Source organism: Ewingella sp. AOP9-I1-14, assembly GCF_052375995.1.
GTDB lineage: Bacteria > Pseudomonadota > Gammaproteobacteria > Enterobacterales > Enterobacteriaceae > Ewingella > Ewingella allii.
On record NZ_JBQSVA010000012.1, the window covers coordinates 23,272 to 41,313 of the forward strand.

General features: G+C 55.7%; 21 protein-coding genes. 3 read left to right on the forward strand and 18 right to left on the reverse strand.

The features are described from left to right. Nucleotides 1-34: 34 nt before the first annotated feature. From ACT3RT_RS21235 to ACT3RT_RS21320, 18 genes are all read right to left on the reverse strand, one after another. Nucleotides 35-2,491, reverse strand: coding sequence for a phage tail-collar fiber domain-containing protein (locus ACT3RT_RS21235; protein WP_496203686.1), 2,457 nt, complete (start codon nt 2,489-2,491; stop codon nt 35-37). A gap of 9 nt (nt 2,492-2,500) precedes the next feature. Then, nucleotides 2,501-3,091, reverse strand: coding sequence for a hypothetical protein (locus tag ACT3RT_RS21240; protein WP_496203687.1), 591 nt, complete (start codon nt 3,089-3,091; stop codon nt 2,501-2,503). Next, entirely contained in the window at nt 3,084-4,268 is a 1,185-nt protein-coding gene (locus tag ACT3RT_RS21245; protein ID WP_496203688.1) for a baseplate J/gp47 family protein, read from the reverse strand. The genes ACT3RT_RS21240 and ACT3RT_RS21245 overlap by 8 nt, the downstream gene beginning before the upstream one ends. Further along, complete coding sequence (locus ACT3RT_RS21250) at nt 4,261-4,596, reverse strand: DUF2590 family protein (RefSeq protein WP_496203689.1); 336 nt, start codon at nt 4,594-4,596, stop codon at nt 4,261-4,263. Before ACT3RT_RS21250 ends, ACT3RT_RS21245 begins: the two co-directional genes overlap by 8 nt. Beyond that, nucleotides 4,593-6,884, reverse strand: coding sequence for a phage tail tape measure protein (locus ACT3RT_RS21255; RefSeq protein ID WP_496203690.1), 2,292 nt, complete (start codon nt 6,882-6,884; stop codon nt 4,593-4,595). Before ACT3RT_RS21255 ends, ACT3RT_RS21250 begins: the two co-directional genes overlap by 4 nt. 1 nt (nt 6,885) lies before the next feature. Further along, nucleotides 6,886-7,065, reverse strand: a complete 180-nt coding sequence (locus tag ACT3RT_RS21260) for a DUF6890 family protein (protein ID WP_496203691.1) — start codon at nt 7,063-7,065, stop codon at nt 6,886-6,888. A gap of 8 nt (nt 7,066-7,073) precedes the next feature. Further along, nucleotides 7,074-7,349 carry a putative phage tail assembly chaperone gene (locus ACT3RT_RS21265; protein ID WP_496203692.1) on the reverse strand — a complete coding sequence of 92 codons (276 nt, stop codon included), beginning with the start codon at nt 7,347-7,349 and terminating at the stop codon, nt 7,074-7,076. A 102-nt stretch (nt 7,350-7,451) separates the two neighbouring features. After that, the gene (locus tag ACT3RT_RS21270; RefSeq protein WP_496203693.1) at nt 7,452-7,835 is read right to left on the reverse strand and encodes a hypothetical protein; all 384 of its coding nucleotides are present in this window, start codon (nt 7,833-7,835) and stop codon (nt 7,452-7,454) included. Beyond that, the gene (locus ACT3RT_RS21275; RefSeq protein WP_496203694.1) at nt 7,835-8,173 is read right to left on the reverse strand and encodes a M15 family metallopeptidase; all 339 of its coding nucleotides are present in this window, start codon (nt 8,171-8,173) and stop codon (nt 7,835-7,837) included. Before ACT3RT_RS21275 ends, ACT3RT_RS21270 begins: the two co-directional genes overlap by 1 nt. Beyond that, complete coding sequence (locus ACT3RT_RS21280; protein ID WP_496203695.1) at nt 8,170-8,472, reverse strand: holin; 303 nt, start codon at nt 8,470-8,472, stop codon at nt 8,170-8,172. The genes ACT3RT_RS21275 and ACT3RT_RS21280 overlap by 4 nt, the downstream gene beginning before the upstream one ends. 4 nt (nt 8,473-8,476) lie before the next feature. Further along, the gene (locus tag ACT3RT_RS21285; protein WP_353500592.1) at nt 8,477-8,932 is read right to left on the reverse strand and encodes a phage protein; all 456 of its coding nucleotides are present in this window, start codon (nt 8,930-8,932) and stop codon (nt 8,477-8,479) included. Nucleotides 8,933-8,934: 2 nt separating this feature from the next. Further along, entirely contained in the window at nt 8,935-10,065 is a 1,131-nt protein-coding gene (locus ACT3RT_RS21290; protein ID WP_496203696.1) for a DUF2586 domain-containing protein, read from the reverse strand. Between the two features lie 4 nt (nt 10,066-10,069). Next, nucleotides 10,070-10,726 carry a hypothetical protein gene (locus ACT3RT_RS21295; RefSeq protein ID WP_496203710.1) on the reverse strand — a complete coding sequence of 219 codons (657 nt, stop codon included), beginning with the start codon at nt 10,724-10,726 and terminating at the stop codon, nt 10,070-10,072. A gap of 35 nt (nt 10,727-10,761) precedes the next feature. Continuing rightward, on the reverse strand, nt 10,762-11,238 hold the full coding sequence (locus ACT3RT_RS21300; RefSeq protein ID WP_353500594.1) for a phage tail protein: 477 nt from the start codon (nt 11,236-11,238) through the stop codon (nt 10,762-10,764). Continuing rightward, a complete protein-coding gene (locus tag ACT3RT_RS21305) occupies nt 11,235-11,708 on the reverse strand; it encodes a head completion/stabilization protein (RefSeq protein ID WP_496203697.1) in 474 nt (157 codons plus the stop codon). Before ACT3RT_RS21305 ends, ACT3RT_RS21300 begins: the two co-directional genes overlap by 4 nt. A gap of 105 nt (nt 11,709-11,813) precedes the next feature. Beyond that, a complete protein-coding gene (gpM, locus tag ACT3RT_RS21310; protein ID WP_496203698.1) occupies nt 11,814-12,518 on the reverse strand; it encodes a phage terminase small subunit in 705 nt (234 codons plus the stop codon). 2 nt (nt 12,519-12,520) lie between these two features. Next, the gene (locus tag ACT3RT_RS21315; RefSeq protein WP_496203699.1) at nt 12,521-13,552 is read right to left on the reverse strand and encodes a phage major capsid protein, P2 family; all 1,032 of its coding nucleotides are present in this window, start codon (nt 13,550-13,552) and stop codon (nt 12,521-12,523) included. A 39-nt stretch (nt 13,553-13,591) separates the two neighbouring features. Continuing rightward, nucleotides 13,592-14,665 carry a GPO family capsid scaffolding protein gene (locus ACT3RT_RS21320; protein ID WP_496203700.1) on the reverse strand — a complete coding sequence of 358 codons (1,074 nt, stop codon included), beginning with the start codon at nt 14,663-14,665 and terminating at the stop codon, nt 13,592-13,594. A 177-nt stretch (nt 14,666-14,842) separates the two neighbouring features. Here ACT3RT_RS21320 and ACT3RT_RS21325 point away from each other — a divergent pair, with 177 nt between their 5' ends. Genes ACT3RT_RS21325 through ACT3RT_RS21335 form a run of 3 tightly spaced genes read left to right on the forward strand, consistent with a single transcriptional unit; the run spans nt 14,843 to nt 18,029 of the window. Further along, nucleotides 14,843-16,651 (forward strand): terminase large subunit domain-containing protein, encoded by a 1,809-nt coding sequence (locus ACT3RT_RS21325; protein ID WP_496203701.1) that lies wholly within the window; start codon nt 14,843-14,845, stop codon nt 16,649-16,651. Then, nucleotides 16,648-17,706, forward strand: a complete 1,059-nt coding sequence (locus ACT3RT_RS21330) for a phage portal protein (protein ID WP_496203702.1) — start codon at nt 16,648-16,650, stop codon at nt 17,704-17,706. The genes ACT3RT_RS21325 and ACT3RT_RS21330 overlap by 4 nt, the downstream gene beginning before the upstream one ends. A gap of 56 nt (nt 17,707-17,762) precedes the next feature. After that, nucleotides 17,763-18,029 carry an Ogr/Delta-like zinc finger protein gene (locus ACT3RT_RS21335; RefSeq protein ID WP_208950143.1) on the forward strand — a complete coding sequence of 89 codons (267 nt, stop codon included), beginning with the start codon at nt 17,763-17,765 and terminating at the stop codon, nt 18,027-18,029. Nucleotides 18,030-18,042: the final 13 nt, after the last annotated feature.

Consider the following 18,042-nt stretch of genomic DNA (forward strand, 5'->3'; position numbering starts at 1 on the left):
GGTGTATGGCGTCATTTTTGTTAAATGCATCATATTATTGTGTTCCTATAGTGACCCAGCCGCCGTTTACCCAAATTTGCATAACAGAATAGGCCGCCCAGGTATTTGGGTTGTAATTCGAACCTGACATCCCGGTATAAACGCAGCCAGATGGCAGATCAATACGACCACCGGTATCAGTGATAACGGCTCGACCAGCCAGGCGAACAGAACTCACAAAATTACGTGCGGCCCAGTCCTGCCGAGCCAGGGACACCACTTCGTTATTATTGGAATTACGCATGTATGGCGCGTTCGGGTCGCCTCCAGCAAACCCCGCCACGCTGCACGTATCTTTCGCTATTGCACCGATTTCGGCAGGTAGCGGTCGATAGTTAGGGCTGTAAACACGCTGACCCCGTTCATAAATCCCGCCCTCGTTCGAATTGATATTGCCTGCGATGGATAAATCATGAGGAAGAGGTTGTGGGTTGTTAGGGCTGTATACACGAGCCAGACCACTTGCATTGCGTTCGTACATCGCCGCACCAGACCCCGAAATGATATTCCCCCCCGAGGTAATATCCCCTCCAGCATGAACACCGCCACCGGCTGAAATGTTTTTTCCCGTGTTTATATCACCCGGACTGTTAAAAGAGCCGTCGACGGGATTGAATGACCATACCTGCCCGGCTCGGCTATCCATAGTTACGCTAATCACTGCAACTGGAAATTCGGCGTTTCCAGATGTTAGAGCGCCGAAGCTGACCGCCGCCCCATAGCCAAAATCTTTAGTCTGAACAATGCCCTTCACAATGGGGTGGTACTGACTAAATCCTTTTCCCGCGCTGAAGAGAGGCACCATGAACGGGGCAGAGCCGTTTTCATATTGAGCGGCAAATCCACCGGCCCCCTCCCAAAGACCAGATTTAGTCGCAAAGAGACGAGCGCCGGTGATGTACTCTACGTCACCGCCCGTAGTGGGAAGTGCGCCCACATTAGCTGCGGTTATGCTGATGTCCTGAGTACCGTCAAAATTCACACCGGCAATCTTGCGGGCCGTCTCTAATTTGCTGGCCGCCTTCGCCGTAGCGTCAACCGGCAAAGCACCGACGTCGCCCGGCCTAAGGCTGATGTCTTGTGTGCCGTCAAAATTCACACCGGCGATTTTGCGGGCTGTCGCTAATTTGGTGGCAGCTACGGCGGTGTCTTTTGCCGCCAACGCGCCTACCTCGGCAGGCGTGGGCGGGTTGCCGGTATCGAACACGCGACGCCAGCCGAATGGATAAGCGCTGTTATCAAGTTGCCATTTCCAGCCCTGTGCGGCGATGTATGTCCCAATACGCCAGAACACTTGACCGTTTCCATTTATCAATTGCTGATAGGCTCCCGCGCCCGCATCCCAGGCACGGCGAAGCGTCAGCAACTGGGCGGCGGCGACAACGTCCGGCCCCAGTGGGAAATCCTCAAACTTTCCCGATAAAGAAACGGGGTTTGTTTTGTTGATAACGGCGGGGTCGTCTAATCGCGTGATGGTGCTATTGACCGGCAAGACCTGGTTAGACATCGCACCAATATTATCGCGGGCGTTCAACATGGCCGCCGCACCCAATATTTTAAGCTCGGCTAATGCCTGGTCTTTGCGCAAGAAATCCTTGCTGCCCTGCTGATCGCTCAGTGACCCTTTAGGGCGCAGGTCGGTGATAATGCCTGCGGCGTCGATACTCGCCAAAGCAAACACGAAGTGGGCGACGCCGTTCGTGGTGTAGTTCGAAAGCGTCGGGGCCACGGTGAATTTAATGGCCGTCTGAAACGCGCTGGTCACGGTGCCGGTATAGCAGACATCAATCCAGACCTTAGTCGGCTTGGTGGTGACGATGATATTTTGGTTTGCCTCAAGCGAGGCACGCAGCCCGCCGACATATGCTAAACCCTTAGTAACAAAGAACTGGGTACCATTTTTTGACACTAAAAACCCGGTATCAAAAAAGGCACCGGCACCATACATATCAAGATTTGCCAGACGCAGGGCTTCATCCATACCGGCCATGCGGGCCGTAAAATCAATCTGCCACGTCGCAGCCGGTACCGTGATTTGTGTTTCAGCCTGCGCCCCGGCGTACTCCATCAAAACGGAACGGGTGAGGGTGTTTCCCTGCTGGCCGCTGGCGTTCTTCACCTTGCGTTGTGTCGGTGCATGGGTGATCGCGCCGATGATGCCGGTAGCTTTATTGATTAACCCAATCCAGTTGAAATCAAAATCGCCGACTTCGGTACCCATCACCACGGAATAAACCACGGCATTCGCGTTGACCACGCCGCTTTTGCTTACCGCCTGGCGATAGACAATTTTGTCAGCATCTGGCATCCCTTCGGTGTTGGGGATAGGTTGGTTAGCATCTTGCCCTGGGATGAAAGCGAAAACGAATTCATCCAGTACAACGGGCTTATTGTCGACAGCCTGCTGGGCTTTCCACTCGGCAAAGGCTTTGGTAATAACGGTTTGTGACATGGAATTCCCCTACAAACTAGCGCTAAACGTGGCGCTGGATTCTGTTGTTATGTTGTTCAGGCTCGCCGTGTAGCAAACATATTCCCCTTCGTATGACCCCACCCGCATCACCAGGCCAATGGCGCTTATCACTTCGAACTGATAGCGGCGGCAGGTGCGGCCATACTTGCGGATGATTTCAAGTAAAAGGTCGCTGTTGTTTGCAATTTGGTTATCGCTGACGCGCACGATGATGACGTCCCAGTCAATGCCCGGCTGGCGCTCCAGCAGTTCGACGTAGCCAATGCCTAGCCGCTCAAAAATGGCGATAAATCCTTCAACCTCGCCCGCGTCCTGGGCGTTCACAAACGCATAGCTCACGCGCTTGCGAAACAGGCCCAGCGGTTCGCCATTAAAACGGGTGATATCCCGCTCATAGGCAATCAGGTTAAGCAGCGGTTCGGCACAGGTCAGCGGGTCAAATTGCTTAAGCGGCCACGTCATCCAGTCGTAAACCACTGACCAGAAAGTGATGCAGGCCCGAAGTAATTTGGCCGGTTCGCCTCTGTCCATCCACGACGGCAATCGAAGGCTGCGCAACTGCGATTTAAAATCAATCATTGGCAATCTCCACGGTCAGGCTTGAAAGGCGCGGGACTGACAGTTCGCTGATGATGTCTGTCAGCGAGAAGGTGAGCGAGTCGATAACGGGAAACGCCTTGTGTAATTCGCGGCCAAGGTTCGAAAACGAGTAGCGGGAGTACGGCCACGTCTTTTTAACGTCATAGTTGCTGTTTTCCCGAAATGCGCAGCGGATCAAATCGGTCACGCCGGTGTTTAAATCGGCCAGCGCTTCGGCGGTCATGTTGTCTTTGTTCAACACGTAGACCGTGACGCCCAAGGCGTGTTTAGTCTCAGGCAGGGCAAAACACTGCATATCGTCGCCGTGGCCGTGGTGGCCCTGCGTGTTGATATAGTCGTTGACCGCATCAATAAACGGCTGCGAAATCTCGCCGCTGTCGAGCAGCAAATAGGCGTTTGCCGTCCCCGGCCCGCGCGGGGCGTCATGCTTAAAGAATATACGGTCGACGCTCAGGCCCAGCACGCTGGCTATCATGCTGCGATAAATCGCATCGGTGTGGTAATTGCCGACCAGATTGAACTGGTTTCGGGCACGCTCGCGCAGTTCATCATCGGATTCCTCATTTGCACCGGGCACGGTCAGCCAGTCGTCATCGTTCACCACGCTTGAAATTCCCGCCACGGCAACCGGCAAAATGCGGTAATACCCCGGCGCGAGGTTGTATCCGCTGCCGGTGCCGGTTGCGGTGACTGGCACGAGACCACTTTCTAAGCCTGCGGCTATGGCGGTGTCTTTGGCGACGGACAACACATAGACGACGCCGTTAATACGCTCGGTTTGTACCAGCGTGCCCGCGCTAACCGTCACGGCGTTGGCGGCGGTGGTTTTGAAAAAACGCACGGTACCGGCTGCGGCGCTGGCGGGTTTGGCTTCGATGTTCACCGTCCAGGCGAGCAGGCGCAGCATCGGGCCGGTCGCGGTCGCAACAAACATGTTTGCCATTACGACCTGGACAAGCACGTCTTTCAGCCACATCACCGGCGTGGTGATGAGTTTGGTTATCAGCCGCCAGAACGGCGACATTTTCGACGTATTGGTGACCAGATTTTCACCGCGTGCGATGTCGCGGAATTTTCCGGCGATTTCGGCTTCCGTGGTCGGCATCCCGCTATCGCGTAGGACTTTTTCAAAATCGACGGTCGGTTTCTCATTCATAATTCACACCGGTGCTGATGGGGCCGAAATCATAGGTGTCGGCAGTGATATACAGGCGCGAGACGCTTTCTTCCGTGATAACCACGGTGCCGGGGATGAGGCGTTCGTCGTTCTCAACCAACAGCGTTAACTGGGTTAATACGTCGCCGCGCATGGTTGGGCTGCGTTCGCCAATCAGCAGCGCGGCGATGCCACTTTCTAAAATGCTGTGGATCACGTCTTGCCCGATGCTGACGCGGTTGTTGCATAGCTGCGGCTCATTACCGCTGTTAAGCGTGAAATTGCCGTCAGTTATCAGTAAATCGATGTAGAGCGGTTCGTCAGTCATCCGGCTTGCATCTCTTGCCATTCAGCCAGCTGGCTGGGTGAAATTCCGTTGGGTGCGTTCACGTAGGTGTCGCCATAGGTTCGGCGGCTATCAATCGTGGTTTTGCTTTCCGTTTTAACCTGTTTCATCAAACCTTCACGCGGCAGGGCGGTGCTCGCCCTGTTGCCGGTTACCAGTGATTGACCGCTCAACGCAGGCGCGGCGGGCTGTGGCACGCTTGGCGCTGGAGCGCTGACCGGCATCGGTGGCTGCGCTGTCTGCACGCGGGCCAACGTGCTGGCCTGCGGCATGACATTTTGCGCAGGCACGGCCAACGGGTTGGGCTGACTTCTTGGCGCTGCGTTTTGTGCCGGTACCGCGACGGGCACCGGCTGCGGCACGGCAACCTGTGCCGGGGTGTTGACCGCGGCGGGCACCTTCACGCCTTCGGTTGTGCCGGTGGTTTTGAGGTCAATGCTGACGCCGGGGATTTTGTTAAGTTTTTCAACAATCCAGTTGTAGGTCGACGCAAAGGTATTTTTCAGGATGTCGAAAAGCTTGCTAAAGATGTTGCCGATAGTCTCTGAAAACCCTTCAAACGCGGTCACCGGTGACAGCCCAGTGAAGAAAGCAACGGTCTTGTCCCAGCCGTCTGTAATGCTGGCCCAGACGTCGGCAAATACCTGGCCGACATCCTGAATGACCGACATCACCCACTTAAAAGCTTCGGTTTCCATCACCGCCGCTTTCAGCTTGTCCCAGTGCTTAATCACGTACCACACGCCGATTGCCAGGGCGGCAAGGCCCAAAATAATAAGGGTGATCGGGCTGGTTAAAAGCTGCATTGCTACGCCCGCGAACATGGTCGCCGCGCCATAGATGCGCATAGCCAGGGCACCGGCTTTTAGCACGCCGTTCCACAGCACCAGGGCAATGCGGCAGACGCCAGTCCAGACCGCCAGTAATTTGGACTGGATCCACAAACCGGCCAGACCAAGGCGGGTTAACAAGAGAGAAGGCCGCATTAAGTTAAGCGTCCATGTCAACGCCTTCCAGGCACCGCCCAGCATGAACGCAATGCCTTTCAGCCCCATCATGGTGAAACCAAAAATACCCATCGCGATATTGGCAGCCGCACCGGCCAGCCCGAACGACAGCACGGCCAAGGTGATGTAACCCATCCAGCGGGCGATATTGGGGAACATTTCCAGCCAGCGGGCGAACTTGGTGCCGACTGCGGCTACCTTGTTCATCAGCGGGGTGAGGATGGGCATCAGGGTGTTACCCAGCGCCACGCGAATGGCATAAAAAGAGGCGGTGATACGCTCCCACGGCTTCGCCATGCGCTCGGCCATTTCCTGCGCCCGCTTCATGCCGTCGTTGCGGCCTAATTCGGTAATGCTCTTGTTCAGGGTGTTTTGCTGGCCGTACAGCTTTTTGATGACGTCGGCACCGCCGCCAAACGCGGCATCAAGCGCCTGTTGGGCCTTGACGTTGCCTTCGATGCTCTTGCCGTATTTGTCCTGCACCTTTTGCAGAATGTCGCCCATAGGCAACATCTTGCCGGTGGCGTCGACAAAGCTCATGCCCAGCTTCTGCGCGGCGGCGGGGGCGCTGCGTAGGAACTGCTCGTAAATGCCGCTGGACTCGGTGCCCATGGTGCGCGACAGGGTGCCCAGCACGGCGAACTGTTCTTCCATGCTGACGCCAAAGTCGGCCCCGGCGTTTTTGGTGCCTTCCATCAATTCCTGCATGGTCGACATTTTGACGCCGAAGTTTTGCACCATGTACGCGGTTTTACCCGCTAACTGCTCGGCAAACTCGACGTGTCCAAGGCTGGACAGTTCGCGATTGAACCGCGAGGCCATCGCGCCGATATACTCCCCGGCTTCTTCGCCGCTGGCTTTGACACCTGCGGCCAGCGTGTTGGCCGCCACGGTGACGCGCGGTAAATCCTGGTCGGCGAGTCCGTGCATCGCCCCTTTAATGGCGTAGCTGGAGTTGACCACGTCGACCGCGCTTTTGCCGTATTGCATGCTGAAACGTAGCGCGGAACTGGACAGCTTTTTCAGCGTGTCGTCGGCCACGCCTTTAGCGCCGACTTCTGACAGCGCCGCGCTCATTTCATACGCGGGAGCGACAACGCCCCGGATGGACTGCGCGACCGCCCAAATTGCAGCGGTGCCAATGCCGATTTTGGTAAATGACGCCTGCGATTTTTCCGCAAAGCCCGACAGCGACGACTGGGCCGTTTTAAGCGGTCGCGTCAGCTTGTCGATAAGGCTAAGAGTAAAATCCAAATGGCTCATGTCATGTTCCGTTAAAGGCTATCGCTATGCCCTCGGCCGTTTTATGGGCCTTGGTTTGGGCAAAATATTCATCCAGCCACAGGGCGCGGGCGACGTTCTCTTCGCTGTCGTCGGCGTGGGGCAGGTAGTAACTGCGCAGGGCGAGATACTGTTCTAACGGGTTGGCGCGAATGGCCGCCACCCGCGCGGTCAGTTTTTTATTTCAATCTCAACCTGCGGGGAGTAAATCGAATTGACCTTTTCCACGATTTGCATTTCAACGCCTGGGTAATCGTCGGTCAGCTTGTTAAGTGCCTCTTTGCTGTCCGGCGAGACGATGCGGCCCAGATAGGTGACCATCGGCGCGATTTTGTTGGTTGGCGACATTTCGTTAATCAGGCCGTTAAACGCGGTTTTGTTCGGCTCGAAAGACAGGTCAATACCGGCCACGGTCAGGGTGATCACTTTGTTTTTTACTTGGCTCATTGCTCTAAATCCTTACGTTGTCGAATGATGCCCACCAGGGCGTTATGTCTTACCGCGCAGGCGGTATAAAGGTTTTGGTACCGGGTCAGCGCCGCGTCGAAATCAGTGCCGGTCGGCCCTGAAAGGCGAGGCAGCGTGATCGGGCAAAGCGCTAGCTGGTTTTCCTGATAGGGTTCGCTCGGCTTTATCAACGCTTTGGTTGAACAGCCGGACATACTCATCAGAAGCGCAAACGTTGCTAAACACCGGCTTAATAACTTCCGTGCGGGTTTCCCGCTCGGTGTGAATTTCATTGGCTTTCAACTCCGCGATTTTGGCTTCCAGCGCTTCCCCCGACTGGCGGGTGACTTCGGTCACCACGCGGCGGGTTTCATCCGCTGACTGATTGGCCGCCAGTTCGGTTTGGGCGTTATGCCAGCTATGCGCCGACCAGCCGAAAAGGAACGCGGCGGCCAAAATCAGCAGGTGCCCCCATGCGGCACGCATTAGCGCACCCCGTTGTGTTCTAGGCTGAAATGGTTGCCGTCCGGTTTCTTGAACCGACCGCCCCAGCTACCGCCCAGGCTTTCCCAGTACTCGCCCAGCGGTAAAAACGCTTTGCTGTCGGTCTGGTAAACGCCGCCAATAAACAGGTTAAAGTCGATAGCCAAGCGCTGAATGTGCAGGCTGTTGGCAATACCGGCACCGCTGGCGGCGTTAAGCTTGGCCTGTTCCGGGGTGCGGTAGGCTTCGCCCAGCGTCAGGGCGTAACCGTTGGCAAACGACCAGGCAATCAACTGGCCGACCATTTGCGTGAACTGCTGTTGTTTCTGGCTCAGTGTCATGGGGTGTCATCCCTTTTTTTGGTCAGACGTTGGTCTAACCAGCGTTTTAAAAATTCTTCAATGATGGCGCTGCCTAAGATGCCCAGTGCGCACGCAATACCGATAACGGCCACTTCCGGCATATTTTCGAATTGCAGCAGGGCAATACCGGCGATGGGCGCCACCGCTGACCCTAAAATCATGCGACCCAGAACGGTGCGCACCGTGATGCGCTCCGTGCTAGCCATCAGTTGCCCCAGCCCAATAACCGCGCCTATCAATAACAGCTTGGTTAGTAGTGAGGTTTCACCGTCTTGCATGACGTCACCCTTTCAAGTCGCGGGTATCGCGGGCAGACAGATAAGGCACGCCGTCGATATGGATAAAATCGGGGCTGGTCACCATGAATTTGATTTTCTTGGTGGTCGCCTTGGCGTCGTTGGGGGTGATGCCCACAACGTCGGTCAGCATCGGCACGCAGCCGAATACCTCGATTTTTTCTTCTTCGTTGCCCGCGTTGCCGTAGAACAGAAAGTCTTTTTCCCCAATCCCGCGCCATGAGCCTGCGGCACGCGCCACGGCCCCGAATTTCTTGAAATTCAGCGCGTCGATTTCGAGTTCAACGTCGGCACTGACCGACCCTTTTACATGGCCGTTGGGTACGCCGCGCGTTTGCACGGCGGCGCTGTTGTCGGTGATGGTCACCGTGGCGCTTTCAACGTGGATCATGACGCCGTCATAGTTCACATCGAAGGAGCCGCCGCTTAAGCGTTCTGACATGGTTAGCTCTCCAGTGAGGTATCGAGTTCGATACTGATGCTGATTTCTTTCGCAGACTCATAAGGGCGCACCACAATGAAAATTTGCACCTTGACTGATGAAGTCCAGACGATTGAAACGTCGCCTTGTTTGGGTGGTTTCACTTCGCCTGGGAATTCAATCCCGTTGATTTGCGAGGTGATCGCCATTTCGCGCAGCGGCTTGCCGAAATACGTTTCGTTTGCCGCAATGCTGCCCGGCGTGCTGTTAAGCGAGCGGTTAGCGATTTTCGGGATAGCCCGCAAACGCACCTTGCGCGAGGCTTTATCCACAATGCGCACGTTCTCAATCGTCTGATAATCGCCGCCTTCAACGTCGAGCGTCCGACCGTCCGACCAGTAAATCCCGTCGAAATCGTGGTACCACATCGGCACGCTGTAGCGCAGGGCTTCAAGCGACTGCAATACGGCGAGGTCGATTTCTACACCTGTGCCGTCAACGGGCAGGCCGTCGCGACCCAGCGCGGTAAGTGCGCCGGTGGCAACACGCGCCGGGCTGTCGGCGATGGTGACCGAACGGTTACACAGGCGGCCCGCTAATGCGCCCGGCTCGTTACCCCAAAGACGGGGCACCAGCTGCACGCCCGGAGAGGCAATTTTGTCTTGGAGCGCGGCCATACGGACAAGGTAAGCGGGCCACGTTTCGGTGGTATCTGGGCCGCCCACGGAAAGGGCGAACCACACGAAGCGGCCAAACTTGGCTTTCAGGGTGTTACGCATCTCGCTGGCGCGGTTGATGGTTGCCTGCTGGTCGATATCAAACGCGAGGACAACGCCTTCGACGGATGCCACGTTCTGGCCCGCCGTGACGGCGGCCATCCAGTCATCATCGGGTTTTGATTCATCCTTCGCGCCTAAAACGTGCACGTAGGCAAACCAGTTTTGACCGGCGTTATTGCTGGCCGCGCTGACCAGGCTTTTTAACAGGCTATCTTTGTCGCCCAGCGCCTTGTTTAAGTCGGTGGCGGTGTTAATTGCCTGCGTTTTCCCGACGTTGGTATCGCCATAGCCGACAAACAAAACGACGCGCTCGACGTCTTTCGTGGTGCCGTTGTAGCGGTTAATCTGACTGACGTTAACGAGTGGCCATGTCATGGGTTTACCCTCTGATGTCCTGCGCGTTGACGTCCCAGCCGAAGCCGATCGCCTGCATTTGCCGCGCAAGTATTTTGTTAAATTCTTCGTTACTCACCCCTAAAAACACGCGTCCCGGTAAGTCGATTGTCCAGGTGCGTTTCGTCGGTGTGCCCCGTAATTTTTTAATCAGTAGTCCCGCCTGGGGCATGCTCAGGGTTTCCATGATTTTTTTGCTCGATGGTTTTACCCATTTTTTGCCCTGGCGCATTTTGTAGCCCAGGGCGCGAAGCTTTTTAGCCTGGCGAGGCAGGGCGGGCCGGTTGGCCTGCGCCTTGCGCGGTGCCCCGCTGGCGTTCATTTTGATGTTGGCGCCGTCCTGCTGTGCGGCACCGACCAGACCCGCCGCGATGGGCTTGGTGCCGTTGCGGTAGTTGCCGCCTTTCAGGTAGATACGCACCCCCTGAATTTCTGGCATTTCCCGCACGGCCAGCAGCTTGGGCAAGCCTTTCAGCATCTTGCCTTTGCCTCGCTTGCGCGGTGCCCACGGCGTGCCGTCTGGCGCGGTCTGGTTTCGCTGGTTCCGTTTGGCCGCCACGATGATGCCCAGTTTGGCAATACGCCATAACAGGCGCTGGCGCTGTTTGGGCTTCAACTCAGCGGCGGCAAGCGCTGCCCGCATCTGCTTAAGCTGCGTTTGGTTCAGGTTGCCGCGTATCACGACTTACCACCGTGTTGGGTGATAAATTCGGCTTCCGTCGCCGTCCAGATTTCAGGGTCAACCAATGACCAGCGCTTACCCTGTGCCGGAACGTCGCCGCTCTCGTCTTCTCTGAGGATGATCGGGTCTGCCATTGGCACCACGATTTGCAGGATGCAATAGCCTTCGTCGTCAAACTCCGGGTCGACGGTCGGGTCGGGTAGCTGCAACTTGTCGTGAAACTCGTTGGCGTGCTCACTGACCCACGTCAGCACCAGGGCATAAACCAGACCGGGCGAACAGACGCGAAACGGAAAACGGTCCCATGACAGCGTGGCGTCGTAACGCAGCACGCCGATGCGCTTCTGGTTATTCCCCAGCGCCTGGCCGCTGCGCATGAGTTCGCAATTGTCCTGACTGCTTTCGAACATCTGCATGACGTCGGGCGGCAGGTTGGCTGTGATAAACGCGGTCAGGCTCTCTATCTGGCTCATATCAGATGTACCCCGACGCGCGGCAGTTTCAGCATGTTGCGCATGACGAATGCGGACTCGGCCAGCAGGCCCGCGCGGGTTTCGCTGCTCTCCTGGCCCGGATGCGACTCACGGCGGCCAATGGTGGCAAACTCACCCAGCAAATCGGCTTTCGCCCTGGCATATACGGCTTTTTTGTACTGGGCAGTAAGCTGGTTTTCGTCACCCATCTTGGCCCCCGGCACGTCTTTGGCCTGGTCAAAGCCCTTGCCCGTCCAGTGGCTGACCACGTCGGCGAGGTTGTCATTTACCTCGGCAATCGCTGCCAGCACCGCCAGACCTGCGGTTTCCGGTGGCAGGTCAGCGGGCAGGGTGCGGGACTTTTGAAACTCGCCCAGATTCAAATCCGGCCAGAAGGTCACGCCGTTGGTGATCGCGTCAGACTGGTAGTTCACCGGCTTGCCGCTGATGCTGAAACTTGGGCCACTCATGGGGCTATCCTTCTGTTGCATGTGAGAAGCGGGCTAACGGTTTCCACGGCCAAAAGCCTTACGGGCTTATGCCTCCACCGCGCCCGCCCCGGCTTGCGGTAGTCTTTACTCGGCTGTGAGGCCATTAATACGGGCGCGAATTTTCGCCCGCATGGTCTTTACACCCGCGTTTTTGTTGTACTTTTCGGCCTGCGCCAGCAGTTCGTCGGCCTTTTCCAGCGTGTCGACATCTTCCACCGCCGTGGCGCGGGGTTCGCCGTTGTGGTCTCGCAGCAGGTAAAGCCCCGCAAACTTGAACCACTTGGCGTTGATGTCTTCATGCAGCCGCCATTTGTCGCGGATGTTGTTAAACGTCCGGCTGAAAAACGGTTCGATGCTGTGACCGCTGGCGGCCTCGACCATCGCCCACTCCAGCACGGTGTCGGCAATAAATGCGGGCATCGTGCTTTTGAAGTTGTCTGGCATGTCTTGGCCTTCGCCGATAGCGATATCAGCCCAGTCGAGCGCCTTTTCGATTTCCCCCGTGTCGAGCAGCCAAATCACGCAGTACACCAGGGCCGGATTTGCGTAACGCTTATCACCGGCGATGTACGCTTCCACGGTCGGCAACCAGCGCGGCAACAGTTCGTCGCGTTTCATCTTGACGCGGTCTTCTGTGCGCGGCAGGCTGCGCAGGTGTGCGACATCGCTTTCCAGTTCCAGTTTTTGCAAATGGAAACTCACCGGTGATGAAGTGAGCGCCTCGCGCTTGTCCAGCGTTTCGGCGGCCTTGATGCGTGCGCGGTGGCGCTGACAGGGGGACATAGCCATCGTTATGCGTCTCCGCCTGGTTCGGTCACTGGTTCCGCGAGGGTGATTTTGTCGAACGCGGCGTAAAGTTCGTCGTGCTCAACGGCGTAGCCTTCCATGCGCAAATAGCTGTTTTCAAACTGCTTGCGGTCATCGCTCCAGTCGGCTTTACGCTTGCGGGTGCCGCCCTGCGTGTAAATATGCAGGTTTTCCAGCGTGGTGATGATCAAACGGCCTTCGGGCATGAATGGCGGTTTGTAAACATCTAAGCCAGCAATCTGGCGGTTCATTAGCTGCGCGGCCACTTTTTCGGTCGGACGGTCAACCATGTTCATCATGGTGGTAGCGTCTTTCGCAATGAGGTCACCGGAAATCAGTACGCAAAGACGTGGGTCACTGCGGTACTGCTCTAAAATGCAGGCGTGAAGCAAGTCGGTAACCGCCGCATCCAGAGAAACAAAATCAGCACCGGCACCGCCAAGCGTGACCGTATCGGCAATAATCTGCGCCGGTGAACGGTCTTTGACGATTTTGTGCCAGCCGATGTTGACGTCTTCGCCGTTTGGGTTCTTCTCCGGGTCGGTATTTTCGGCGGCGCTGATACCGTTGAAAGCGACGCGCAGCATGTCGAGCGCAAACGACTCATTGCTGAATGCCTGAATACGCTGGAAGAATTCGTCTTCGCTACCGGAGTTTGCCCAGTTGGTCAGGGTGTTGTAGTCCAGATACGAACCGGAATCCGTTTCGTATAATTGGTACTCGTTACCATCCACACCCAGCGGGCGGCTAAAGCGACCGCCTTTTTTACGGCCGGTATAAATGCCCGGTTTGCCTGTGCTAATGACCTGCCCGGTGGTTTGGTTAACATCTTTGACGTTAACGAGGCGCAAAAAGTCAGATGCTTGGAGCAGCGCGTCGCGCAACAGGGTTTCTTTTGGCGGGGTGATCGCGAAGTACTTATCGGTACCGCGTACGCCATACGAACGGGCAAGGGCCGCCGTGAATTTGTGGAGCATCCCCTCGGCTTGCGAGGATAGCTGTTGGTTCTGGTGCATAGTGTTTTCCTTAAAAAACGGGCGCTAAGTAACTGACGCTTAAACGAGTTCGCGCGGCTTATCGCCACCGCCTGGCGCACGGTTAGGGCGCTGGGTGCCGTTGCTTTCCTGCGCCGACAGTTTGGTCATGACGTCAGCCAGTTGGGCGGAAAGCTTGGTTAGCTCGGCTTGCTTACCGTCTTTGGGGCCTTTTTTACCCGCGCGGCGGGCGCTGAACTGGCGGCGTTCGCGACGGCGAGCCGGTGCCGGTTTGTTGCTAAACGCCTTCATGGCTTTGACCAGGTTGGCTTTTGCAACGCTGAATTCAGCCGCGACGACTTCGTCTTCGGGGTTGTCGGCAACGTCTTGGGCCAGTTCGGAGACTTCTTCCGCCGCGTCGGCAATTTGGTCGGCAATGTCTGCCACTTCATCGGCGGCAAGTTCTGGCGTGTCGCTGTCCCCGTCTCCCTCGGCGGCGGCTTGGCCGTCGTTCAGGAGTTGGATCATTTGCAGCAAGAGGGCTTTTAATTCATCCATCTTTTTTTCCTCGCCCTCGTTGGGCTTGTTGTCGGTGTTGGGTTCTGGTGTTGGCGTAAACTCTTTACGGGTTGAAAATAATTTCGACCATAAAGACGGTTCTTTTTTCTGAGTCTTTAATTTACCCAGACTGAACGTTTCTAAATTTCCGCGTTCGGCGGGTTTTTCTTCCCCGGCTAACTGGAATTTGATTTTTTCAGTGCCCAGGCTTGCCGGAATATCGGTAACGGCAAGGCCCATTAAATATTCACGACCGCTTCCCGCAAAGTCGCCCATGAATTCAGCAGAGGTAAATAACTTTTGCCCGTCTTCATTGGCGTAAATAAGAAAACGATTTGGAATAAGCTGGGCATAAAGTTTTACGACGCCGTCCACGGTTTCGGTTTTCAATGCGTCGACTTCGCCAAGGTTGCAGGTGAATTCGCGCTCGGCGTATTCATACTGCGGATGGTGCGGCCAAATTAGCGCGGTGTAGGTGTCGCGGCTGTAAGTTTCTGCCGCATCAATTAACCATTGCGCTTCAATAGTTCGACCGTCAACGGCTTGGCCGGACGTGGCAATGCAAAGCCAATCTGTACGGTAATTAGGTTGCGGCATAACAAACCTTAAATAATCGGTGAATTTAATAAGCAATATTCTGTGGAGGGCAGTATTACGAAATGCGGAATATCGCGCACCCGCTTTATTTCGGGTGCGTTCGGTTATAAATGCTTAACCACTTAATGCCGATATTTAATGATAATTTCGTTTCTTTTTTCTCGACATAATAGCCGTATGGCAAAATATTCGAACGAAATAAAAGAGGCGGCCCGCGCTTTATATATTAAGCGCTGGACACCTAAAGATATCGCGCAGGAATTAAACCTCCCGCCGCGCACGATTTACCATTGGGCCGATGTGGGCCAGTGGGCTGGCCTGCTGCCTGCGGAATCTATCGAAGATTCCATCGCCCGCCGCGTCAACCAACTGACCAACCGCGAGAAGAAAACCGCGCTGGAGTTGGAGGAGTTGCGCGACCTGGTGGCCCAACACGTCAAACTCATGGCCCAAAATAATAAACACGCTGAAAAGATGGCTGAGATTAAGGCCAAAAACATGACGGTCTATGACGATGGCGGTTTCGAGGGAGGGGGATCAGGAGAAGGGCGTAAGCGTAAGTATAAGAAGAATGACATATCCAGCATCACGCCGGAAATGCTGGAAGAGTGGTCACGCACACACCTGTACGAATACCAATTACATTGTCGCGACCATAAAGATGAAGACTGGCGCTTTGTTCTGAAAAGCCGCCAAGTGGGCATGACCTACTATTTTGCCTGGGAAGCGTTCGAAGACGCCGTCCTCACCGGCGACAATCAGGTCTTTTTCTCAGCCTCCCGCGCACAGTCTGAAATATTCCGCGAGTACATCGTCCAGTTTGCACAGTTACATTTCGGCATCACGCTGACCGGTAAAAATATTCGACTCAGCAACGGCGCGATTCTGCGTTTTCTCTCAACCAACGCCAGCACGGCGCAGGGGTTTAACGGCCACCTGTACGGTGACGAAGTTTTCTGGATACCCAAATTCACCAAATTGCATGAAGTGGCGTCAGCCATGGCGACGCATGACAAATTTCGTACAACCTATTTTTCGACGCCCAGCGCCAAAACGCACCAAGCCTACGGCGTGTGGTCTGGCGACGAATGGAAAGCCGACGACGCCAAGCGCAAAGCGGCGGTATTCCCGAAAGAAAGCGCGATGCGCGAGCAGGGTTGCGCATCACCCGATGGTATTTGGCGTTACGTCATCACCATGGAAGACGCCGTCAAGGGCGGGTTGGGGGCGCGGGTCGATATTGAGCGGCTGCGCAACAAATACAACCCGACCGCCTTCGCCATGCTCTACATGTGTCAGTTCGTCGACAGCAAAGACGCGGTATTCAAGCTTGCCGCCCTGGTGGCCTGCGAAGTCGACCGGGAAATCTGGGGAGACTATGACCCGACAGCGGCGCGACCGTTTGGCAATCGCGAAGTGTGGGCCGGTTTTGACCCGTCGCGGTCGGGGGACAACTCCACCTTTGTGATAGTAGCCCCGCCGATTGATAAGGGCGAACGGTTCCGCGTGCTGGAGATTCACCAGTGGCAGGGGCTTAATTTTAGCTGGCAGGTCGAGCAGATAAAGCAGCTTATGCGCCGCTTTAACATTACCTACATCGGCATTGATACGACCGGCATCGGGAAAGGAGTTTATGACCTGGTGACCAAGTTTGCCCCGCGCGAGGCGCACGCCATTTTATACAGCGTCGAGAGTAAAAACCGCCTGGTCATGAAGATGATCGACACGGTCGAACGCAAGCGCATCGAGTGGGCAAAAGATGCACAGGACGAAACCAAAAAAGAGCGGGCCGAAATCCCGGCCAGCTTCATGGCGATACGCCGCACCACCACGGCCAGCGGCAACGCGCTGACCTTTGTCGCCGAACGCTCGGAGGCCACCGGCCACGCTGACGTTTTCTTCGCTATCTCGCACGCCGTGATTAACGAACCCTTGGACTATGAATTTGACCGCCCATCTACCTGGGCCTTTGGAAAAGCAGCATGACAAACAAAAAGCGCAAGCAACGCAAGCAGCACGCCGTCGCTGCAACGCCCAAAACGTTCACGCCAGGGAAAGGGAGCGTTATCACCTTCGGCGAACCGGAACCCATACTTACCACCGGTACCGACTATCACAACATCTGGTACGACAACGACTATGACCACTGGCGGCAACCGATTGACCGTTTGGCGCTGGCGCAGTTGCCGAACCTCAACGGCCAGCACGGCGGCGTGCTGTACGCTCGACGCAATATGGTGGCCGGTGGCTACCTGGGCGGCGGGCTAACAACGGATCAGGTTGAGCAAATGGCGTTTGATTATCTGCTGTTTGGCGACGTGGCCGTCTTGAAAATTCGTAACGCCTTCGGGCAGGTTATCGACCTGCTGCCGTTGCCGTCGCTCTATCTGCGTTGTCGAAAGGATGGGGATTTCGTGGTGTTGCAGGAAGGGCCAGCGCTGATTTATGACCCGCGCGACGTGGTGTTTTTTAAAATGTATGACCCACGCCAACAGGTTTACGGCCTGCCGGATTATATCGGCGGCATCCACTCGGTGTTGCTTAACAGCGAATCAACCATTTTCCGTCGTCGCTATTACCACAACGGCGCACACATGGGCTTCATCCTGTATGCAAACGACGCCAACATCACCGGCGAGGTGGAAGCGGAAATTAAAGAAAAGATTGAGCAGTCAAAGGGGCTGGGTAACTTCCGCAATATGTTTGTGAATATTCCCAACGGAAGCGCGGAGGGGTTGAAGCTGTTGCCGGTTGGCGAGGTGAGTGCAAAGGATGAGTTTGCCAACGTGAAAGGCATTACCGCACAGGATATTTTCACCGCGCACCGCTTCCCGGCTGGACTGGCGGGCATTATTCCCACCAACGGCGCGGTCATGGGCAATCCCGAAACAGCCCGTAATACCTACCGCAAAGACGAAGTTATCCCGCTCCAGCGTAAATTTATGAACGGGATTAACAGCGACAAGGAGATCCCCGCGCACCTGCATCTAAATTTTGATGTTGAAATCCCAGTAATTGACGCTGAAAAGGGCGAGAAATGAGCACAAATACGCTAAAATCATCCCCATTGTTGGCGCTGGCGTGCGGGGTAGTAAACATGCGCATTTTTAAAATTAATTGTCCAGAATGCGGGTCACCGGCCATCATTCGTAAATCTGACTGGAAAGACAAGAAACTGGCCGATTTATACTGTGCCTGTTCAGAGGTAGAGTGCGGCCACACCTTCGTTTTTAACGCGACGTTCTCACATTCACTCAGCCCCAGCGGGCTGACCGGCAACAAACTGGTGAAATTCTTAATAGACCAGTTGAAGCCAGACGAACGGCAATTCGCGCTTAACCTGCTAAATGGGCAGGCTGTTTAAATGAGAAAACCCG

What these genes read in the sequence shown, in the direction of transcription:
- ACT3RT_RS21255 (WP_496203690.1), bottom strand. Translation starts at nt 6,884, where the DNA reads ATGAGCCATTTGGATTTTACTCTTAGCCTTATCGACAAGCTGACGCGA.
- ACT3RT_RS21300 (WP_353500594.1), bottom strand. Translation starts at nt 11,238, where the DNA reads ATGAGCCAGATAGAGAGCCTGACCGCGTTTATCACAGCCAACCTGCCG.
- ACT3RT_RS21275 (WP_496203694.1), bottom strand. Translation starts at nt 8,173, where the DNA reads ATGACACTGAGCCAGAAACAACAGCAGTTCACGCAAATGGTCGGCCAG.
- ACT3RT_RS21250 (WP_496203689.1), bottom strand. Translation starts at nt 4,596, where the DNA reads ATGACTGACGAACCGCTCTACATCGATTTACTGATAACTGACGGCAAT.
- ACT3RT_RS21305 (WP_496203697.1), bottom strand. Translation starts at nt 11,708, where the DNA reads ATGAGTGGCCCAAGTTTCAGCATCAGCGGCAAGCCGGTGAACTACCAG.
- ACT3RT_RS21335 (WP_208950143.1), top strand. Translation starts at nt 17,763, where the DNA reads ATGCGCATTTTTAAAATTAATTGTCCAGAATGCGGGTCACCGGCCATC.
- ACT3RT_RS21315 (WP_496203699.1), bottom strand. Translation starts at nt 13,552, where the DNA reads ATGCACCAGAACCAACAGCTATCCTCGCAAGCCGAGGGGATGCTCCAC.
- ACT3RT_RS21270 (WP_496203693.1), bottom strand. Translation starts at nt 7,835, where the DNA reads ATGCGTGCCGCATGGGGGCACCTGCTGATTTTGGCCGCCGCGTTCCTT.
- ACT3RT_RS21280 (WP_496203695.1), bottom strand. Translation starts at nt 8,472, where the DNA reads ATGCAAGACGGTGAAACCTCACTACTAACCAAGCTGTTATTGATAGGC.
- ACT3RT_RS21290 (WP_496203696.1), bottom strand. Translation starts at nt 10,065, where the DNA reads ATGACATGGCCACTCGTTAACGTCAGTCAGATTAACCGCTACAACGGC.
- ACT3RT_RS21330 (WP_496203702.1), top strand. Translation starts at nt 16,648, where the DNA reads ATGACAAACAAAAAGCGCAAGCAACGCAAGCAGCACGCCGTCGCTGCA.
- ACT3RT_RS21285 (WP_353500592.1), bottom strand. Translation starts at nt 8,932, where the DNA reads ATGTCAGAACGCTTAAGCGGCGGCTCCTTCGATGTGAACTATGACGGC.
- ACT3RT_RS21325 (WP_496203701.1), top strand. Translation starts at nt 14,843, where the DNA reads ATGGCAAAATATTCGAACGAAATAAAAGAGGCGGCCCGCGCTTTATAT.
- ACT3RT_RS21240 (WP_496203687.1), bottom strand. Translation starts at nt 3,091, where the DNA reads ATGATTGATTTTAAATCGCAGTTGCGCAGCCTTCGATTGCCGTCGTGG.
- ACT3RT_RS21265 (WP_496203692.1), bottom strand. Translation starts at nt 7,349, where the DNA reads ATGAGCCAAGTAAAAAACAAAGTGATCACCCTGACCGTGGCCGGTATT.
- ACT3RT_RS21245 (WP_496203688.1), bottom strand. Translation starts at nt 4,268, where the DNA reads ATGAATGAGAAACCGACCGTCGATTTTGAAAAAGTCCTACGCGATAGC.
- ACT3RT_RS21235 (WP_496203686.1), bottom strand. Translation starts at nt 2,491, where the DNA reads ATGTCACAAACCGTTATTACCAAAGCCTTTGCCGAGTGGAAAGCCCAG.
- ACT3RT_RS21295 (WP_496203710.1), bottom strand. Translation starts at nt 10,726, where the DNA reads ATGCGGGCAGCGCTTGCCGCCGCTGAGTTGAAGCCCAAACAGCGCCAG.
- gpM (WP_496203698.1), bottom strand. Translation starts at nt 12,518, where the DNA reads ATGGCTATGTCCCCCTGTCAGCGCCACCGCGCACGCATCAAGGCCGCC.
- ACT3RT_RS21320 (WP_496203700.1), bottom strand. Translation starts at nt 14,665, where the DNA reads ATGCCGCAACCTAATTACCGTACAGATTGGCTTTGCATTGCCACGTCC.